General features: G+C 64.2%; 15 protein-coding genes and 1 tRNA gene. 6 read left to right on the top strand and 10 right to left on the bottom strand.

All coding sequences use genetic code 11. The annotated features are described in order from the left end of the window. Positions 1-41 precede the first annotated feature (41 nt). Positions 42-118, top strand: a tRNA-Pro gene (locus MM194_RS13850). 236 nt (positions 119-354) lie between these two features. On the opposite strand, the gene MM194_RS13845 is transcribed toward MM194_RS13850, so the two are convergent. Then, positions 355-882, bottom strand: a complete 528-nt coding sequence (locus MM194_RS13845) for a hypothetical protein (RefSeq protein ID WP_033129001.1) — start codon at positions 880-882, stop codon at positions 355-357. 122 nt (positions 883-1,004) lie between these two features. Then, positions 1,005-1,469, bottom strand: a complete 465-nt coding sequence (locus MM194_RS13840; protein ID WP_033129000.1) for a thioesterase family protein — start codon at positions 1,467-1,469, stop codon at positions 1,005-1,007. A gap of 133 nt (positions 1,470-1,602) precedes the next feature. Here MM194_RS13840 and recQ point away from each other — a divergent pair, with 133 nt between their 5' ends. Then, the gene (gene recQ, locus MM194_RS13835) at positions 1,603-3,450 is read left to right on the top strand and encodes an ATP-dependent DNA helicase RecQ (RefSeq protein WP_241343872.1); all 1,848 of its coding nucleotides are present in this window, start codon (positions 1,603-1,605) and stop codon (positions 3,448-3,450) included. 129 nt (positions 3,451-3,579) lie between these two features. Here the strand turns inward: recQ and MM194_RS13830 are convergent, their stop codons facing one another. Then, on the bottom strand, positions 3,580-3,885 hold the full coding sequence (locus MM194_RS13830; protein ID WP_241343871.1) for a cytochrome c: 306 nt from the start codon (positions 3,883-3,885) through the stop codon (positions 3,580-3,582). A gap of 104 nt (positions 3,886-3,989) precedes the next feature. Here MM194_RS13830 and MM194_RS13825 point away from each other — a divergent pair, with 104 nt between their 5' ends. From MM194_RS13825 to MM194_RS13815, 3 genes are all read left to right on the top strand, one after another. Beyond that, the gene (locus MM194_RS13825; RefSeq protein ID WP_241343870.1) at positions 3,990-5,417 is read left to right on the top strand and encodes a protein adenylyltransferase SelO; all 1,428 of its coding nucleotides are present in this window, start codon (positions 3,990-3,992) and stop codon (positions 5,415-5,417) included. Positions 5,418-5,427: 10 nt separating this feature from the next. Further along, positions 5,428-5,715: a DUF3630 family protein gene (locus tag MM194_RS13820; RefSeq protein WP_241343869.1), complete on the top strand. Its 288-nt coding sequence runs from the start codon at positions 5,428-5,430 to the stop codon at positions 5,713-5,715. Between the two features lie 245 nt (positions 5,716-5,960). Continuing rightward, positions 5,961-6,635 carry a 7-cyano-7-deazaguanine/7-aminomethyl-7-deazaguanine transporter gene (locus MM194_RS13815; RefSeq protein ID WP_241343868.1) on the top strand — a complete coding sequence of 225 codons (675 nt, stop codon included), beginning with the start codon at positions 5,961-5,963 and terminating at the stop codon, positions 6,633-6,635. A 283-nt stretch (positions 6,636-6,918) separates the two neighbouring features. Here MM194_RS13815 and rraA read toward each other — a convergent pair whose 3' ends face one another. The 7 genes from rraA to MM194_RS13780 form a co-directional block, all read right to left on the bottom strand. After that, positions 6,919-7,404 (bottom strand): ribonuclease E activity regulator RraA, encoded by a 486-nt coding sequence (gene rraA, locus MM194_RS13810; protein WP_033128994.1) that lies wholly within the window; start codon positions 7,402-7,404, stop codon positions 6,919-6,921. Positions 7,405-7,612: 208 nt separating this feature from the next. Further along, positions 7,613-9,037 (bottom strand): magnesium transporter, encoded by a 1,425-nt coding sequence (mgtE, locus tag MM194_RS13805; RefSeq protein WP_241343867.1) that lies wholly within the window; start codon positions 9,035-9,037, stop codon positions 7,613-7,615. Between the two features lie 144 nt (positions 9,038-9,181). Further along, positions 9,182-10,588, bottom strand: a complete 1,407-nt coding sequence (gene cysG, locus MM194_RS13800; RefSeq protein ID WP_241343866.1) for a siroheme synthase CysG — start codon at positions 10,586-10,588, stop codon at positions 9,182-9,184. Between the two features lie 12 nt (positions 10,589-10,600). Further along, complete coding sequence (gene nirC, locus MM194_RS13795) at positions 10,601-11,413, bottom strand: nitrite transporter NirC (protein ID WP_241343865.1); 813 nt, start codon at positions 11,411-11,413, stop codon at positions 10,601-10,603. 51 nt (positions 11,414-11,464) lie between these two features. Next, a complete protein-coding gene (gene nirD / locus MM194_RS13790) occupies positions 11,465-11,782 on the bottom strand; it encodes a nitrite reductase small subunit NirD (RefSeq protein WP_241343864.1) in 318 nt (105 codons plus the stop codon). Next, a complete protein-coding gene (nirB, locus tag MM194_RS13785; protein WP_241343863.1) occupies positions 11,782-14,328 on the bottom strand; it encodes a nitrite reductase large subunit NirB in 2,547 nt (848 codons plus the stop codon). The genes nirD and nirB overlap by 1 nt, the downstream gene beginning before the upstream one ends. A 385-nt stretch (positions 14,329-14,713) precedes the next feature. Then, a complete protein-coding gene (locus MM194_RS13780) occupies positions 14,714-15,634 on the bottom strand; it encodes a LysR family transcriptional regulator (RefSeq protein ID WP_241343862.1) in 921 nt (306 codons plus the stop codon). 185 nt (positions 15,635-15,819) lie between these two features. Between MM194_RS13780 and MM194_RS13775 the strand changes: the two genes are divergently transcribed. Continuing rightward, positions 15,820-17,214, top strand: coding sequence for an MFS transporter (locus MM194_RS13775; protein WP_241343861.1), 1,395 nt, complete (start codon positions 15,820-15,822; stop codon positions 17,212-17,214). Positions 17,215-17,362 lie beyond the last annotated feature (148 nt).

The raw sequence follows: 17,362 nt of genomic DNA, 5'->3' as shown, positions 1-17,362 counted from the left end.
GTATGATCGGGGCTTTCGGTAAATTCTCGCCCCGCAGACATCGGTGTGTAGCGCAGCTTGGTAGCGCACTTCGTTCGGGACGAAGGGGTCGGAGGTTCGAATCCTCTCACACCGACCACATTAGAAAAGGCCGCTCATAGAGCGGCCTTTTCGCATTTGAAATCTGGCTGGGACTTCGGTCAACCTAAGGCAGGATCGACCTCGATGCATTGCCCGGACCGAATGCCAGCCAGTAAAAGGGCCACCGCTCGGTGGCCCACTGGTGGAGTCTGATATTGACTCCGGCACTCTAGATTGTGGCAATCTCGTTGTGGGTCTGCTCTATGGTGCCCTCCTTGCGCCCGGGGCGCTTGCTCAGATGTGCCAATGTTGATGGCGCAATGCCTTGAAGCCGTGTTGAGTTTGCAGGGCCGCATGCTTGGGGTACTCACTGATGAAGTGGCCGAGGCCCTCCACCAGCTGTGAGCGCAACGAAGACACGGGCTCATGCCAGGCTTGCAGGCAGAGATGGCCGGGGATCAGCTGCTCTCGATACGCTTCCAGCAGTTGTTCTGGCCAGGGTTCGATACCGGAATCATGACGCAGTAAATAGTGGGCGGCGGGTTCACGGGCATAGATGAACTGAACTTGGGCCAGGTCGCGTTGGCTCAGCGTTTGACTGCCGATATGGCAGGTCAAAAATTTTCCCGTCTTCAGGTTCAAGAAGTGACCGCGTTGCCGACAGGCGATGATGCGATACCAAGGCAGGGGTGAACAGAGAGAATACCCCTCCAGCTCCTGTTCCAACCAGTGACGACACTCAGGCGTATGTACCTCGTCGAGCATGAACTCGAGCTGTGTCAGTAAGGCTCTGGATGGTTTGGTAGCCAGTGTCGCGCTCATCGTCTGCAATCCTCCCTCTGCATACAATCCCGACTTTCAGTATGGACCCCGAGGCGGCGTGGGGGTAGGGATTCTATTGATTAAAATCAGCTTAGAAGTGCAGTTTTTATGCAATAAAGCCCTTAGCCGACGAGATAAGTACCGGTTCCGAAGGCGATGTGAGTCCCCTCCTCGTTGTGCAGTTCCATCCGGGCGACGGCTACCTTGCTGCCGGCACGGATGATGTGGGCGGTGGCGATGAACTCGTTGCCACGACCTGGGCGCAGGTAGTCGACCCGCAGATCGATGGTGCCGAGGCGGGAGAAGCGCTCCTTGAGGTAGCTGGGGGAGAAATCCTCCAGCTCGTCGATGCAGGAGGCGGCCACTATCATGCCCCCCGCCACGTCCAGCAGGCTGGCGGTGACGCCGCCGTGCAAGATATTGTGGAAGGGGTTGCCGATGAGCTTGTCTTCCATCTTGATGCGCAGCTCCACCTTCTCGAAGTCGTAGTGAGTCACCTGCATGCCGATCAGCTTGTTGAATGGCATCCGCTCGGCAAACAGGTTGGCGATGCCACTGAGCGCCATCTTCTTCAACATGTGTTTCATTCCCTGATCCCAATCCCTGGCGGCCTGGCCGAGTAAAAACTCCAGCCAGTCTGCAACAGTTCCGTAACAGTCGCAATGGCAGGTTTATTGTGAGCGGCTGCTGCTTTAGAATGGCGACCCCAAAGGAGAGCCCATGACCGCTATCGCCGACATCCAGCCCGACTCTCAGCCTGCCGCTGTGCCAGAGACGCCGCTTGCCCTGCTGCAGGCGGTGTTCGGCTACCAGCAGTTTCGGCCGGGCCAGCTGGAGATCATCGAGCAGATAGTGGCGGGACGCGATGCCCTGGTGCTCAAGCCCACCGGCGGCGGCAAGTCGCTCTGCTTCCAGATCCCGGCGCTGCTGCGCCCTGGCTTGGGGGTCGTTGTATCCCCGCTTATCTCCTTGATGAAGGATCAGGTCGACAGCCTGCGCGCCAACGGCGTGGCGGCGGTCTACATCAACTCGGCCCTGAGTCGGGAGGAGATGATCCAGAACTTTGCCGCCATGCGCCGCGGCGAGATCAAGCTGGTCTATGTCTCGCCGGAGCGGCTGCTGCAGCACGAGTTTCTGGATCGGCTGGCGGAGCTGCCGCTCGGCCTGTTCGCCATCGACGAGGCGCACTGCGTCTCCCAGTGGGGGCACGATTTTCGGCCGGAATACGCGGCGCTCGGGCGGCTCAAGCAGTGGTTCCCCCAGGTGCCCGTGGTGGCGCTCACCGCCACCGCCGACGATGCGACCCGCAGCGACATGCTGCACCGGTTGGAGCTCCATGATCCCTTTATCCACACCGCCAGCTTCGACAGGCCCAACATCCGCTACAGCCTGGTGGAGAAGTTCAAGGCGGCGGAGCAACTGCTGCGCTACGTGCAGAGCCAGAAGGGCAACTGCGGCATCGTCTACTGCTCCAGCCGCAACCGGGTGGAGGAGGTGGCCGAGCGGCTCTCCCGTCACGGCTGCAAGGCGGCGCCCTATCACGCGGGCCTGCCGCTGGATCAACGGCTGCGCACCCAGGATGCCTTCCTCAAGGACGATGTCGAGATAGTGGTGGCGACGGTGGCGTTCGGTATGGGCATCGACAAGCCGAACGTGCGCTTCGTGGTGCACTACGACATCCCCAAGAACATCGAATCCTACTATCAGGAGACGGGCCGGGCCGGCCGTGACGGCACCCCGGCCGAGGCGCTGCTGCTGTACGATCCCGCCGACATCGGCCGGGTGCGCCGGCTGCTCGACAACATCGAGAACCCCCAGCAGCTGCAGGTCGAGCAGTACAAGCTGAACGTGATGGCGGCCTTCGCCGAAGCGCAGACCTGCCGCCGTCAGGTGCTGCTCAACTACTTCGGCGAGTACAACGACAAGCCGTGCGGCAACTGCGACATCTGTCTGGATCCCCCCAAGAGCTACGACGGCACCGAAGACGCCCAGAAGGCGCTCTCCTGCGTCTGGCGGGTGGGGCAGAACTTCGGGGTGGGTTACGTGGTAGAGGTGCTGCGTGGCTCCCTCAACCAGCGCATCAAGGATCACGGCCACGACAAGCTGTCGACCTACGGCATCGGCAAGGATCAGAGCCACGAATACTGGATGAGCGTCATCCGCCAGCTGATCCACAAGGGGCTCTTGACCCAGAACATCACCCGCAACCTGGTGTTGCAGTTGACCGAGGCGGCCCGTCCGGTGCTGCGCGGCGAGGTACCGCTGGAACTGGCGGTGCCGCGGCTGCAGCCCATCTCCAGTCGCAAGGAGAAGCGCAGCAGCCTGCTCGACAGCGCCAACTACGACAAGCGGCTGTTCAAGGAGCTGCGTAACCTGCGCAAGCAGATTGCCGAGGAAGAAGAGGTGCCACCCTATGTGGTGTTCAACGACGCGACCCTGGTGGAGATGGCCCAGCTGATGCCGATGACGGAAGACGAGCTGCTGGCGGTGAACGGCGTCGGTCATCGCAAGCTGGAGCGCTTCGGCGAGGCCTTCATGGACCTTATCATCGAATACTGCCGGCGGTAGGAGTGCCCCTCCGGTGCCGATGATGAGTCACCTATGGTCAGTCAGGTAGCCGACCATAGGGTCAGAGGCAGTGCGACGAACTGCCTTCTAACAATCTGGTGAATTAATTCACTATCGAGACGATATCTTTCACTGCTTCAGGTTGGCGTAGTAAGCGGCCAGGTTCTCCAGATCCGCCTCGGTCAGCGCCGCCAAGAAGGGAACCATGGTCGGCTCCTGGCGTGTGCCTGCCTTGAATGCTTTGAGCTGCTTCAACAGATAGGCCTCATTTTGGCCCGCAAGATGAGGAAATATCGGCGCCACGGCCTTCCCTTCCGGACCATGGCACCCGGCGCACAGCACGGCCTTCGCCTTGCCCGCGTCCACATCGGCCGCCCTGGCGTGCTGACCCGAGAGCAATGCCAGCAGTGGCAGGAGATAGACCCATTTTTGCATCTTCTTTTCCTCGATTCGAAATAGCGCCATCCCCGTTGGCCCAAGAGGGGACAACGGCGGTATAAAGAGTGACACGAGCATACGCAGGGACGACCCTCACCACCATGAAGCTGATCAATACTTTCGCGACCGAACTGCCCTGGGCCTGTGAGCCCGTGGCACCCCAGCCCCTGCACAACGCCAGGCTGCTGCACCTCAACCGGGATCTCTTGCGCGAGCTGGGATTGGCGGACGTCAGCGAGGCAGACTGGCTCGCCTGTTGCGGCCTGGGCCAGCCCTTGCCTGGCATGCAGCCGGTGGCCCAGGTCTATGCGGGCCATCAGTTCGGCGGCTACAGCCCGCGTCTGGGCGATGGCCGCGCCATGTTGCTGGGGGAGCAGCTGGCACCCGATGGCAGTCGCTGGGATCTGCACCTGAAAGGGGCGGGCAAGACGCCCTTCTCCCGCTTCGGCGACGGCCGTGCCGTGCTGCGCTCCAGCATCCGCGAGTATCTGGCCTCCGAGGCCCTGCATGCCCTCGGCATCCCCACCACCCGCGCCCTGGTGCTGGTGGGCAGTGACGAGCCCATCTACCGGGAGCAGGTCGAGAGCGGGGCGACGGTGCTGCGCACCGCACCGAGCCACCTGCGTTTCGGTCACGTCGAGTACTTCGCCTGGAGCGGCCAGGGGGAGAAGATCCCGGCCCTCATCGACTACATGCTGCGTCACCACTTCCCCGAGCTCAGCAACGGGGCCGAGCTGTTCGCCGAGGTGGTGCGCCGCACCGCGCGGCTCATCGCCAAGTGGCAGGCCGCCGGTTTCTGCCACGGGGTGCTGAACACCGACAACATGTCCCTGCTCGGGCTGACCCTGGATTACGGCCCCTACGGTTTCATCGACGCCTATGTGCCCGACTTTGTCTGCAACCACTCGGATCCGGGCGGTCGCTATGCGCTGGATCAGCAGCCGGCAGTCGGTTACTGGAACCTGCAGAAGCTGGCCCAGGCGCTGGCGGATCATGTGGACGGCGATGCCCTGGCAGGGGCGCTGGCGCAGTACGAGCACCAGCTGATGCTGCACTACTCCGAGCTGATGCGTGAAAAACTGGGGCTGGAAAGCTGGGAGGATCAGGATCCTGCCCTGTTTCGTGAGCTGTTCCAACTGCTGGCGCACCAGCGAGTGGACTATCACCTCTTCCTGCGCCGCCTGGGCAGCTTGACCCAACAGGGGGATTGGCCCGCGCCCTTGCTGGCGCTGCTGCCGGATCCCGCGATCTGGCAGGGGTGGCTCGAACTCTATCGGGCGCGGCTGGTCCGCGAAGGCAGTGATGACATGGCTCGCAAACTGCAAATGGAGGCCGTCAATCCCAAGTATGTGCTGCGCAACGCCCTGGCCCAGCAGGCGATAGACGCCGCCGAGGCGGGGGACATGGTACCGTTCGAGCGGCTGTTTGCGGCCCTGCGGCACCCTTATGCGGAGCAACCCGAATATGAAGATCTCGCCACCCCGGCACCTGCGTGGTATTGCGGCGGCGAGCTTTCTTGCAGTAGTTGAGGAGTACATGATGAGTTGGCGTGTCACGCAGATAAACACGGGATCAGCGGTGCTGATGCTGGACTGCCCCGGGCTCTGCTGGGATAACTTTCCCAGCCTGGCCGACGCCTTGCTGAAGGCGTGGGAACTAGAACCCGTCGAGCGAGACTGGGGAGCGGATCGCCACAGCTGGCTGCTGGAGTTTGAGGGCAGCCCGCTGCGGCTGGAGTTCGAGCACCACGGCGGCTGCTGGCTGGAGGCGGTACGCCCGGCCGATCGCGAGGTGGTGCTCTGGCTCGGCCGGCAGCATAAGGATTGAACTATCAATCTTGGGGCCTGTGACGTTGCTCTTCGATGATGATTGCCGAAGGTTGGAACAATCGCATAAGGATTGAACTATCGGTTTTGGGGCGTATGACGTTGTTCCTCGATGATGGTTGTCGAAGGCTGGAACAATCGCATAAGGATTGAACTATCAGTTTTGGGGCGTATAATCTCGCCCCTCAATTATCGCCATGGTGGCGGTATGGGTTCCCTAACCCCATTAACCAAAAAGGTCACAACATGAATCTGACCCCTGCTCAGCACCAGACGGCGCTGGTGCGCCTCTCGTTGTTCCACATCCTGATCATCGCCAGCAGCAACTATCTGGTGCAGCTGCCGATCACCGTCTTTGGCTTCCACACCACCTGGGGGGCCTTCAGCTTTCCGTTCATCTTCCTGGCCACCGATCTGACGGTGCGGATCTTCGGCGCCGGGCTGGCGCGCAAGATCATCCAGACAGTGATGCTGCCCGCGCTGGCGGTCTCCTACGTGCTCTCTGTGCTGTTCTTCGAGGGCAGCTATCAGGGCATGGGCAACCTGGCCGAGTTCAACCTGTTCGTGGCGCGCATCGCCCTGGCCAGCTTCATGGCCTATCTGGTGGGTCAGTTCATGGACGTGGTGGTGTTCAACCGCTTGCGGCTGCTCAGGGCCTGGTGGGTGGCGCCGGCCGCCTCGACCCTGTTCGGCAACCTGGTGGACACCATCGCCTTCTTCAGCATCGCCTTCTGGCGCAGCACGGATCCCTTCATGGCCGAGCACTGGGTCGAGATAGCGACAGTGGATTATGTATTCAAGCTGCTGATAAGCCTGGGATTGTTTGTGCCGCTCTACGGCGTGCTGCTGCGCTACCTCAGCCGCAAGCTGGTGGGGGAGGCCGGCATAGCCGGTTTGCAGACCGCGAGCCGTCAGGCCTGATGAAGAGTGACCACCCCAGGGTGGTCATTTTTTTGCATTTCTGGTAAATAAGACTTGCACAGTTAAATGAGAATGATTATTGTTAACTTGTTTTCCGGGAAAGACTTCATTCGTTCCAACGTGATGGACTTCTTGTGAAGGCACGACATTGCTCACATTGCTTCCAGTTAAGGGGCCAGTTTTTACTGGCCCTCTTTTTTTATCTTTTTTCAGTCGCTTACCGCCATATAAAGACGGCCATAAAAAATGGGAGCCAAGGCTCCCATCTTCAGTCTGTGTTTGCTTACTCGATGTCGAGTGCATCGGGGGAGAGGATCACTCCCGTGGTGTCGGCATAGAGGTGATCATCCGGCAGGAAGGTGACGCCACCGAAGTTGACCGGCAGATCGGTCTCTCCCACGTCCTTGTGGTCGGCACCGACCGGGATGGCCGCCAGGGCCTGGATGCCGATGTCCAGATCCTCCAGGATGTCGACCTCACGCACGCAGCCGTAGCAGACGATGCCTTCCCAGCCATTTTCCGCCGCCGTGGTGGCGATCTCGCTGTCGATCAGCGCCCGGCGCATGGAGCCGCCGCCGTCGATCAGCAACACGCGACCGACACCGTTCTCCTTGACCAGTTCACGGATCAGGCCGTTCGATTCGAAGCATTTGATCGTGGTGATGACACCGCCGAAGGAGGCGCGTCCGCCGAAGGAGCAGAGCATGGGTTCGAGTACATCCACCATGTCCTGATAGATGTCGCACAGTTCTGAAGTATTGTATTCCATTGAGTCAGATCCACCGCTGGAAACAGGTGGGATCCAGTATAAGGAGTGAGGGGGGCATTTCAACGAATATTCCTTGTTCTGGTCAAGGAATCGCCGCTTTTGCGGCCGGGGTGCAGGATGCATTTCCATGTTCGACAACGACTTGGCGCCTCACAGGAAAGAAGGGAGCCGTACAGGCTCCCTTCTTCATCGAGGCAGACCTTCGCCGCTATAGCAGGAACAGGGTCGCCAGCCCGAGGAAGATGAAGAAGCCGCCGGTGTCGGTGATGGCGGTGATCATCACGCTGGCCCCCACCGCCGGATCCCGGCCGAGGCGGGTCATGGTCATGGGGATGATGACCCCCATCAGGGCCGCGACCAGCAGGTTGAGTATCATGGCCAGGGTCATCACGGCGCCCAGCGCCGCATCCTGATAGAGGAAGTAGGTGGCGACTCCCATGGTGCCGCCCCACACCAGGCCGTTGACCAGCGCCACCCCGAGCTCGCGCCACAGCAGGAAGGAGACGTTACCCGGCTGTATGTGCTGCAGCGCCAGCGCCCGCACTATCATGGTGATGGTCTGGTTGCCGGTGTTGCCGCCGATCCCCGCGACGATTGGCATCAGCGCCGCCAGCGCCACCAGCTGCGAGATGCTGTGCTCGAACAGGCCGATGACGCGCGAGGCCATGAAAGCGGTGCAGAGGTTGAGGGCGAGCCAGGCCCAGCGGGTCTTGACCGCCTTGCTGACCGGGGCGAAGACATCTTCATCCTCGCTGATCCCCCCCATGCGGCGCAGATCGGTGTCGCTCTCCTCATAGACCAGATCCACCACCTCGGCGACGGTGAGCCGGCCCATCAGCTTGCCCTTGCCATCCACCACGGCGGCGGAGATGAGATCGTCCCGCTCGAAGGTGCGGGCCGCGGCCTCGTCGTTGTCTTCCGGATCGAAGGTGACGGGGTTGCGCTCCATCACGTCCCCCACCTTGGTATCCGGCTTGTGCAGCAGCACTGTGGTGAGCGGCAGCTCCCCCTGCAGCCGGTTGCGCCTGTCGGTGACGAACAGCTTGTCGGTGTTGGTGGGGATCTTGCCGAGCTGGCGCAGATAGCGCTGCACCGTCGCCAGGCTTATGTCGGCCCGCACCGTGATCAGCTCGAAGTCCATCATGGCGCCGACCGTGTGCTTGCCGTAGCGGATCACCTCCCGCACCCGGTCGCGCTGGTCGGGGGCCATGGAGGTGAGCAGCCGCCCCATCAGGTTGCGGGGCAGGTATTGGCCGAGGTAGATCTGATCGTCGATGTCGAGGGTGCGCAGGGCGTGCAGCAGCGCCTTGTCGCTCATGCCGCTGATCAGGCTGTCCCACACCGTCTCCGATGCCTCGACCAGGATCTGGCCATGCCTCTCCGGGTCCACCTGCTGCCAGAGCACGTGGCGCTCGTCCGGCGGCAGGGATTCCAGCGCATCGGCGACGTCGGCGGCCGGCAGGCTGTTGACCAGACGCGTCAGCTCGCTGGTCTGATCCCGCAGCTCGGCGTCCTGCACCCCCTGCGGATCCAGCAGGCTGTCGGTGAGGGCATCGTCGGCCAGCAGCAGGGTGAGGATGCGGGATCTGTCGTGTTCACGCTGCTTGGCGCTGTTCTTGGGGGGGAGAGACATGCAACAAGATTCCTGAATTCGGTTGGCCGGATGGCCGTGCCCCATAGGATACCAGACCCAAAACAATAGGTTATGACTGTAAATGCAGTAAAAAAACGCCACCCTCTGGGTGGCGTTTGCAATACAGGGGCGATGGGCGCCGGATCAGGCGGATGCCATCGTCTGCAGCGGGTCGCTGGCCTGACCGAACCAGGCGAGCTGGTCGGCCAGGGTCACCACCGAGCCGACCATGATGAGGGCCGGACTCTCGACCCCGACCGCCAGTTTGGGCAGCTGGTCGAGGGTGCCACGAATGACCCGCTGGCTTGGCTGGGTGCCGCGCTCGATCAGTGCCACCGGGGTGTCGCCGGCCTTGCCGTGGGCCATCAGTCGCTCACGGATCACCCCACAGGATGAAAGCCCCATATAGAACACCAGGGTCTGCCGATCCCGGGCCAGCAGGGGCCAGTCGAGATCCTGGGCGCCCCCCTTGCCGTGGGCGGTGACGAAGCGCACGCTCTGGGCGTGATCCCGGTGGGTGAGGGGGATGCCCGCGTAGGCGGCGCAGCCGCTCGCCGCCGTGATCCCCGGCACCACCTGGAAGCCCACGCCGCTGCCGACTAGCGTCTCCAGCTCCTCACCGCCCCGGCCGAAGATGAAGGGATCGCCGCCCTTCAGCCGCACCACCCGCAGCCCCTTCCTGGCTTCCTCCAGTAAGAGTTGGTTGATGCCCTCCTGGGGCACGCAGTGGTTGCCCGCCTGCTTGCCGACGAAGATGCGTCTGGCATCGCGCCGCACCAGCGCCATCACCTCGTCCGACACCAGCCGGTCATAGACCACCACATCCGCCTGCTGCATCTGGCGCAGGGCGTGCAGGGTGAGCAGGCCGGGATCGCCGGGGCCGGCGCCCACCAGGATCACCTCGCCCTTGGCACCGGCATCCTCGGCAAAGAGCGCGTCGGCCAGCTGGTTGGCGGCGGCCTTGTCGCCGCGCGCCAGCGCCTGACCGAGCCGGTCGGCACCGAGCAGCCGCTCCCAGAACTGGCGTCGCTCCCCCATGCTGGCGAAGCGGGCCTTGACCCTGTCTCTCAGGCCGCCGGCAAAGGTCGCCACCGCGCCGAGGTGCTGGGGCAGCAGGGCCTCCAGCTTCTCGCGCAGCAAACGGGCCAGCACCGGGGCCTTGCCGCCGGAGGAGATGGCCACCATCAGCGGCGATCTGTCGATGATCGACGGCATGATGAAGCTGGAGCGCTTGGGATCGTCCACCACGTTGGCAAAGATGCCCGCCTGGTTCGCGCTCTGATAGACCAGGGCGTTGACCTCGCGCCTGTCGGTGGCGGCCACCACCAGCCACTTGCCCGTCAGCTGCGCCGGCTCGAACTCGGCGGTGAGCCAGTCGATGGTCCCGCCGGCGGCCAGCCCAGCCAGCTCGGAGTCGAGCGCGGGGGAGACCACCGTCAGTCGGGCGCCGGCGTCCAGCAGCAGGCGCGCCTTGCGCTCCGCCACCTCACCGCCGCCAACCAGCAGCACGGGTTTGTTGTCGAGTCGGCAAAAGATGGGCAAGTAGTCCATGGGACCTCCGGATCAGGCGGTTTGGGTCTGGCTGACGGTGGCGCTGGCGTCGGTCACTGGGACGGGACGCTCCGCCTTCGGGGTGGCATACCAGTAGCCGAGGCCCATGAAGAGCGCGCCGGAGACGGTGTTGCCGAGGGTGACCCACAGCAGGTTGTGGCCTATGCCGCCCAGGGTGTAGGCCTCGGAGTGGGCGCCGAACCAGGAGAGGGCGAACAGGGTCATGTTGGCGATCGAGTGCTCATAACCGGAGGCGATGAAGGCCAGCAGGCACCACCAGATGGCGATGAACTTGGCTGCGCCCTCGGTGCGCAGCGCCATCCAGATGGCGAGGCAGACCAGCCAGTTGCACAGCACCCCCTTCATGAACAGGGTCAGGGCCGGCGCCTGGGTCTTGCCCAGCGCCACCTTGTGGGCCAGGCTGCCCGCGTCCGGCAGCAGGCTGCCGCCGTAGGAGTAGATCAGCGCCACTGCTATGGAGCCGAGCAGGTTGCCGGCCCAGGTCTGGGGCAGGATGCGCAGCAGATCCCCCATGGAGATCTTGCCCGCCTTCACCCCCAGGGTGAGGAACATGGTGTGGCCGGTGAACAGCTCCGAGCCGGCGATGATCACCAGGGTCAGGGCGATGCCGAAGGTGGCCCCCATCACCAGCGGACGGATGGCCGGATCCACCAGGTTGCCCAGAGTGAAGATGAGGATGATGCCGAGGCCCACATAGGCCCCCGCCATGGCGGAGCTCAGCCAGAAGCCGAGTTTGTCGTCCCGCTCGAAGCGGTTGATGCGGGCCGCGTTGGCGGCGCACTTGTTGATGGTGTCGGTATACATGTTGGTTCTCTTTAAACGGGCCGCCCGCAGGCCGCCCTGATGTGTATGGGATTAGACGGCGACCCAGACCTGCTGGTCACGCACTTCAACGGCATAGGCTGCAATCGACATGGCCGGATTCTCGAAGCAGTGGCCGTCGCTCAGGCGAAAGCGCTGCTTCTTGAGCGGGCTGGCGACCCAGAGCGCGCCGTCGTGTTCACAGATGATGCCGCGCGACAGCACGTTGGCGGCGAAGAAGGGATCCCGGTTGTCGATGGCGAACACCTCGGCCGCCTCGCTCGGGCGAAACAGCGCGATCTGACGACCTTCGATCAGGGCGCAAACCCCGGTGCCAGGGAAAATGTCGTTCAGTTGACAGGCGAATTTCATCATTTGCTCTCCACTTCGATCTGGTAGACGGGGATGCGCTCCGCCGGGGTGGCGGGCCTGTGCTGGTCACGCTCGCTGACGAACTGCACGTCAGGGTCGCGTTTGCCGCTGTTGATGAAGTGGCTGAAACGCTTGAGTGCTTCCTCTTCATTCAGGGTGCGGGACCACTCGCACTCGTAGCCGTCGATCAGCACCTGGATGTCACGTTCTAGGGTCTCATTCAGTCCCAGCTTGTCGTCGACTATCACCTCGCGCAGGTAGTCGACGCCCCCTTCCAGGTTGCCGAGCCAGACCGAGGTGCGCTGCAGCTTGTCGGCGCTGGTGACGTAGAACATCATGAAGCGGTCGATCAGCTTGATGAGCGTCTCGCGATCGAGATCGGAGGCCAGCAGATCGGCGTGGCGCGGCTTCATGCCGCCGTTGCCGCCCACATAGAGGTTCCAGCCCGCGTCCGTGGCTATGATGCCGACGTCCTTGCCCTGGGCTTCCGCGCATTCGCGGGTACAGCCGGAGACACCGAACTTCATCTTGTGCGGGGTGCGGATGCCCTTGTAGCGGTTCTCGAGGAAGACCCCGAGGCCGACGCTGTCCTGCACGCCGAAGCGGCACCAGGTGCTGCCGACGCAGGTCTTGGCCATGCGCAGCGCCTTGGCGTAGGCCTGGCCGGTCTCGAAGCCGGCGGCCAGCAATTTCCGCCAGATGGCGGGCAGATCGTCCTTCTGGGCACCGAACAGGCCGATGCGCTGGGCGCCGGTGATCTTGGTGTAGAGCTGGTAGTCGCGGGCCACCTCGGCCACCGCCAGCAAGCCTTCCGGCGTCACCTCACCACCGGCCATGCGAGGGATGACGGAGTAGCTGCCGTCCTTCTGCATGTTGCCGAGGAAGATGTCGTTGGTGTCCTGCAGCTGGGTGTTCTGCGGGCTCAGCACATGGCCGTTCCAGCAGGAGGCGAGGATGGAGCCGACCGTGGGTTTGCACACCTCGCAGCCATAGCCTTGGCCGTGCCTGGCCAGCAGCTCGTCGAAGCTCTTGATCCCTTCCACCTTGACCAGGTGGAACAGCTCCTGGCGGGAGTGGGGGAAGTGGGCGCAGAGGTGGTTGTTGACCTCGATGCCCTGCTTCACCAGCTCGGCGTTAAGCACCTGGCTGATGAGCGGCACGCAGCCGCCGCAACCGGTGCCGGCCTTGGTGTGCTGCTTGATGGCGGCCAGGGTGGTGTGGCCCTCGGCGACCGCCTGGGCGATGTCGCCCTTGGAGACGTCGAAGCAGGAGCAGATCTGGGCGGTGGATGGCAGGGCATCGACCCCCAGGGTCGGCTTGGCACCGGCATAGGCGGGCAGGATCAGGGTGTCCGGGTGGGATGGCAGCGGCATGGCGTTGAGCATCAGCTGCAGCAGGTTGCCGTAGTCATCCACGTCACCGACCAGCACGGCGCCGAGCAGGCGACTGTTGTCTTCGCTCACCACTATCCGCTTGTAGACCCCGGCCTGATCGTCCTGGAACACATAGCTGTGGCTGCCGGGTGTACGGCCGTGGGCATCGCCGATGGAGCCGACGGAGACGCCGAGCAGCTTGAGCTTGGCGCTCATGTCCGCCCCCTCGAAGCGGCTGTCGCCGCCGAGCAGGTGATCCACCGTGATCTGGGCCATCTTGTAACCCGGCGCCACCAGGCCGAAGAAGCGACCCTGCCAGGCGGCGCATTCGCCGATGGCATAGATGTCGGGATCCGAGGTGAGGCAGTGATCGTCGACCGCGACGCCGCCGCGCTCGGCGATGGCCAGCTCACAGTAGCGGCCAAGGGTGTCCTGCGGACGTATGCCGGTGGAGAAGACCACCACATCCACGTCAAGCGCGCTGCCGTCGGCGAAGGCGAGGCGGTGTTTGGCCTCCTTGCCGCCGTGCATCAGGATCTCGCTGGTGCTCTTGCTGGTGTGCACCTGCACGCCCATGGACTCGATCTTGCGGCGCAGCAGCTGGCCGCCCTGGCCATCGAGCTGCTCCGCCATCAGCACAGGGGCGAACTCCACCACGTGGGTCTCGAGGCCCAGCGCCTTGAGGGCACCGGCCGCCTCCAGCCCGAGCAGACCGCCACCCACCACAACACCGCTCTTGCCGCTCTTGGCGGCGCTGCGGATGGCCTTCAGATCCTCGATGGTGCGATAGACGAAGCACTCGTGGTGCTGGCTGCCCTGGATGGGCGGCACCCAGGGGTAGGAGCCGGTGGCCAGCACCAGCTTGTCATAGCTGACCACGGTGCCCTTGTTGGAGTGCACCTCGCGGGCCGCCCTGTCGATTTTTTTCACCGCCTCGCCGAGCAGCAGACGGATGCCGTGCTTCTCGTAGAAACCGGGTTTGACGAGGGAGAGATCTTCGCTGGTGTGGTGGGAGAAGTAGGAGGAGAGATGGACACGATCGTAGGCGGGACGGGGTTCTGCACCGAAGACGGTGATCTCGAACCGGCCCGGATCGGCCCGCTCGATCAACTCTTCGATGAAGCGGTGCCCCACCATGCCGTTCCCTATGACGGCCAGTCTGACTTTGCTCATGATTGCCTCTGATTTGGAGTAATAAAACGTCATTCTGGCGTTAGGCTACCCAGTCACGGGGGGCGGGCAATTGATGCAAATCAAGTGTCTATTTATATATCCCCTCAGAGGTAAGCTGGTGAAATAGGAAGCTATGCATAAATGGGTATACCAGTGGTGCAATTAGGCTGGTGGCGTGCCAAATGGCAATGAGGGGGTGGCGGCCACCGTCGGTGGGTCGGCACTCAGGCGGGGAGGGTGGCGATAGACCGGCGGCTCGTTCGTGGGCCGCAGCTCGTTCACTTTCATCATTCGGCTGGGTGGCCTGGCTCGCCAACCATGATGAAAAAACACCTCGGCGAGGAGGTGTTTATCGCACGCTCCCACGCGGGGAGCTGCCCCGGGATCAGCGCGTTGGCTGTGGCGTTTGATAGGGCGCGCGGGCGCAGGTCTCGCGGATGAGATGGCGCAGCCAGCGGTGGGCCGGATCGGCATCCAGCCGGGGATGCCAGAGCAGGGCCAGGGTGATTTTGGGCAAGGGGAAGGGCAGGGGCAGGGCCACCAGATCGGCGTGCAGGGCGGCGCAGTGCAGGGCGGGCACCGTGGCCACCAGATCGCTGCCCCGCACCAGCGCCAGCGCAGTGGCAAACCCCGGCACCAGGGTGGTGATGGTGCGCTCCAGCTTGAAGACGGCGAGCGCCTCATCGACGGGGCCGTGCTCCTGCCCTCGGCGTGACACCATGATGTGGCGGGCGGCGGCATAGCGGGCGGCGGTCAGGGGGCCTTCGCACAGGGGATGACCGGGGCGCACTACGGCGACGAAGCGATCCTGGAACAGCGCCTGGGTGTGCAGCTCGGGCGCCGTGTTGGCGCCGATCACCCCGGTCTCGAAATCCAGCTCACCGCCGCGCAGGGCGTGGCTCTCCTTGTCGGGCTTGGCCATGAAATGCAGCCGCACCCCGGGCGCCTCGGTGGCGAGCCGGGTCAGCAGGGCCGCCCCGACGCTCTCCACGAAACCGTCGCTGGCCCTCAGCCGGAAGGTGCGCACCAGGCTGGCCGGATCCACCTCCTGCTGGGGGCGCAGCACGGCCTCGGCCTCCTGTACCAGCTGGCTGACCTGCTCGCGCAGGACCAAAGCGCGGGGGGTAGGCACCAGCCCCCGGCCGGCCCGCACCAGCAGGGGATCCCCCGTGGTCGCGCGCAGCCGGGCCAGCGCCCGGCTCATGGCGGAGGGGCTGAGCCGCAGCCGTCTGGCGGCGCCGGCCACGCTGCCCTCATCGAGCAGCGCCTCCAGGGTTAGCAGCAGATTGAAATCGGGTGTGCTCATGATCTTTGCCTCGCCGAGCCTTCAGGGTGACCGCCTCATGGCGATGCCTCTCGTCTCATCATACGCGAGAATGGGCGCCTTCATATGGCGTGCCGTGCAGCTATAAGCTGCAAGTCGTGCGTCTTCCGCCGGTTCAGCTTGCTGGCTAGCCTTGTCGGCATCCTAATCCGCCGGAGCTCATGTCCATGCCACACAATATCGTTCTTTCGCCCCCTCTAGTTCGCCGCCTCGGCCTGCTGGCGCTCGGGCTCGCCACCCTGTTGCCCATGCTGGCGGGGAGCATGGCCAACATGGTGCTGCCGGCGTTGGAGCAGGCGTTTGCCGTGCCCTTTGCCGGCGTGCAGTGGGTGCTGGTGGCCTACCTGCTGGGGCTCACCTGCCTGACGGTGGTGGCCGGGCGGCTCGGTGACCGGCTCGGCCGGCGTCGCCTGCTGCTCTGGGGCCTTGGGCTGTTTGCGCTGGCCTCCCTGTTGTGCGCCCTGGCGCCCTCCCTCGGCTGGCTGATCGCGGCGCGGGCCCTGCAGGGGGCCGGGGCGGCCTGCATGCTGGTGCTCGCGCTGGCCATGGTGGGGCAGCTGGTGGGGCCGGCGCGGCGGGGTTGGGGCATGGGGCTGCTCGGCACTTTGTCGGCCTGCGGCACTGCCCTTGGCCCCTCCTTCGGTGGCCTGCTGATAGGTACGTTCGGCTGGCAGGCGCCCTTCCTGCTGCTGGTGCCCGTCAGCCTGCTGGGGCTGGGGGCCGGCCTGCTCGGCCTGCCTGTGGAGGGTGCACCGCCGAAAAAGGAAAGCATCGCCCTGGCGCGCCTGCTGATGCTGGTGATGGCGCTGCTCTGCTACGGGCTGGCGCTGACCTCGGGGGGCGTGCTGGCGCTCTGCTGGGGGGTGGGGGCGCTGCTCGTCGCCGCGCTGTTCGTGCGCCGCGAGCGCCTCGCTTGCTCCCCCCTGTTGCCGCTGGCGCTGCTGGCCGAGCCCCGCCTGCGCGGCGGCCTGCTCGCCAGTGCCCTGGTGGCCAGCGTGATGGTGGCGAGCCTGCTGATCGGCCCCTTCTACCTGCGGGGAGCGTTCGGCCTCGATCTGGGGACGGTCGGGCTCATGATCTCGGGCGGGCCGCTGTTGGCGGCCCTGACGGGGATGCCCGCCGGCTGGCTGGTGGACAGGGTAGGTGCGCGGCGGGTGGTACGGCTCGGGCTGATGGCCATGGCGAGCGCGGCCCTCGGGCTGGCGACCCTGAGCAGCGGGCTGGGCCCGCTCGGTTATCTGCTGCCCATCTTGCTGCTGACCGCCGGCTATGCCCTGTTCCAGACTGCCAACAACAGTGCCCTGGTGGGGGCTGCGAGCGAGCAGACGAGGGGGGCCGTGGCCGGCTTGCTGACCCTGTCGCGCAATCTGGGCCAGCTGACGGGGGCCGCCGGGCTCGGTGGCCTCTTTGCCAGCCTGGCCGGCACGCACAGCCTGGCCACGGCCATGGCGGCGGATCTGGCGTTCGCCATGCAGGCCAGCTTTGCCCTGGCAGGCTTGTTGATCGGCGGGGCACTCTGGCTGGTCGGACGCCGCCCCGAGGGGGCACTGGCGGTGAGCTGAGGGGGAAAACCATGAGGCATAAAAAAAGGCGCTGTCCCAATTACGTGTTGAAAGGCTAACCTTGAAATAGGTCATCCCCCTGAAGGCCACCATCATGGATACTCAAGCCTTTCAACACCTGCTGTCTCTCTTCCCACTGCTCACCTTG

This window comes from Aeromonas sp. MR16 (genome assembly GCF_022549315.1).
GTDB classification, from domain to species: domain Bacteria; phylum Pseudomonadota; class Gammaproteobacteria; order Enterobacterales; family Aeromonadaceae; genus Aeromonas; species Aeromonas aquatica.
Note: the sequence above shows the minus strand (reverse complement) of the source record. Positions and strands in the feature narration are given on the sequence as shown.

Bases quoted from the DNA above. Each gene is read 5' to 3' on its own strand.
- MM194_RS13845 (WP_033129001.1), bottom strand. From the start codon at position 882: ATGAGCGCGACACTGGCTACCAAACCATCCAGAGCCTTACTGACACAG.
- MM194_RS13840 (WP_033129000.1), bottom strand. From the start codon at position 1,469: ATGAAACACATGTTGAAGAAGATGGCGCTCAGTGGCATCGCCAACCTG.
- recQ (WP_241343872.1), top strand. From the start codon at position 1,603: ATGACCGCTATCGCCGACATCCAGCCCGACTCTCAGCCTGCCGCTGTG.
- MM194_RS13830 (WP_241343871.1), bottom strand. From the start codon at position 3,885: ATGCAAAAATGGGTCTATCTCCTGCCACTGCTGGCATTGCTCTCGGGT.
- MM194_RS13825 (WP_241343870.1), top strand. From the start codon at position 3,990: ATGAAGCTGATCAATACTTTCGCGACCGAACTGCCCTGGGCCTGTGAG.
- MM194_RS13820 (WP_241343869.1), top strand. From the start codon at position 5,428: ATGAGTTGGCGTGTCACGCAGATAAACACGGGATCAGCGGTGCTGATG.
- MM194_RS13815 (WP_241343868.1), top strand. From the start codon at position 5,961: ATGAATCTGACCCCTGCTCAGCACCAGACGGCGCTGGTGCGCCTCTCG.
- rraA (WP_033128994.1), bottom strand. From the start codon at position 7,404: ATGGAATACAATACTTCAGAACTGTGCGACATCTATCAGGACATGGTG.
- mgtE (WP_241343867.1), bottom strand. From the start codon at position 9,037: ATGTCTCTCCCCCCCAAGAACAGCGCCAAGCAGCGTGAACACGACAGA.
- cysG (WP_241343866.1), bottom strand. From the start codon at position 10,588: ATGGACTACTTGCCCATCTTTTGCCGACTCGACAACAAACCCGTGCTG.
- nirC (WP_241343865.1), bottom strand. From the start codon at position 11,413: ATGTATACCGACACCATCAACAAGTGCGCCGCCAACGCGGCCCGCATC.
- nirD (WP_241343864.1), bottom strand. From the start codon at position 11,782: ATGAAATTCGCCTGTCAACTGAACGACATTTTCCCTGGCACCGGGGTT.
- nirB (WP_241343863.1), bottom strand. From the start codon at position 14,328: ATGAGCAAAGTCAGACTGGCCGTCATAGGGAACGGCATGGTGGGGCAC.
- MM194_RS13780 (WP_241343862.1), bottom strand. From the start codon at position 15,634: ATGAGCACACCCGATTTCAATCTGCTGCTAACCCTGGAGGCGCTGCTC.
- MM194_RS13775 (WP_241343861.1), top strand. From the start codon at position 15,820: ATGCCACACAATATCGTTCTTTCGCCCCCTCTAGTTCGCCGCCTCGGC.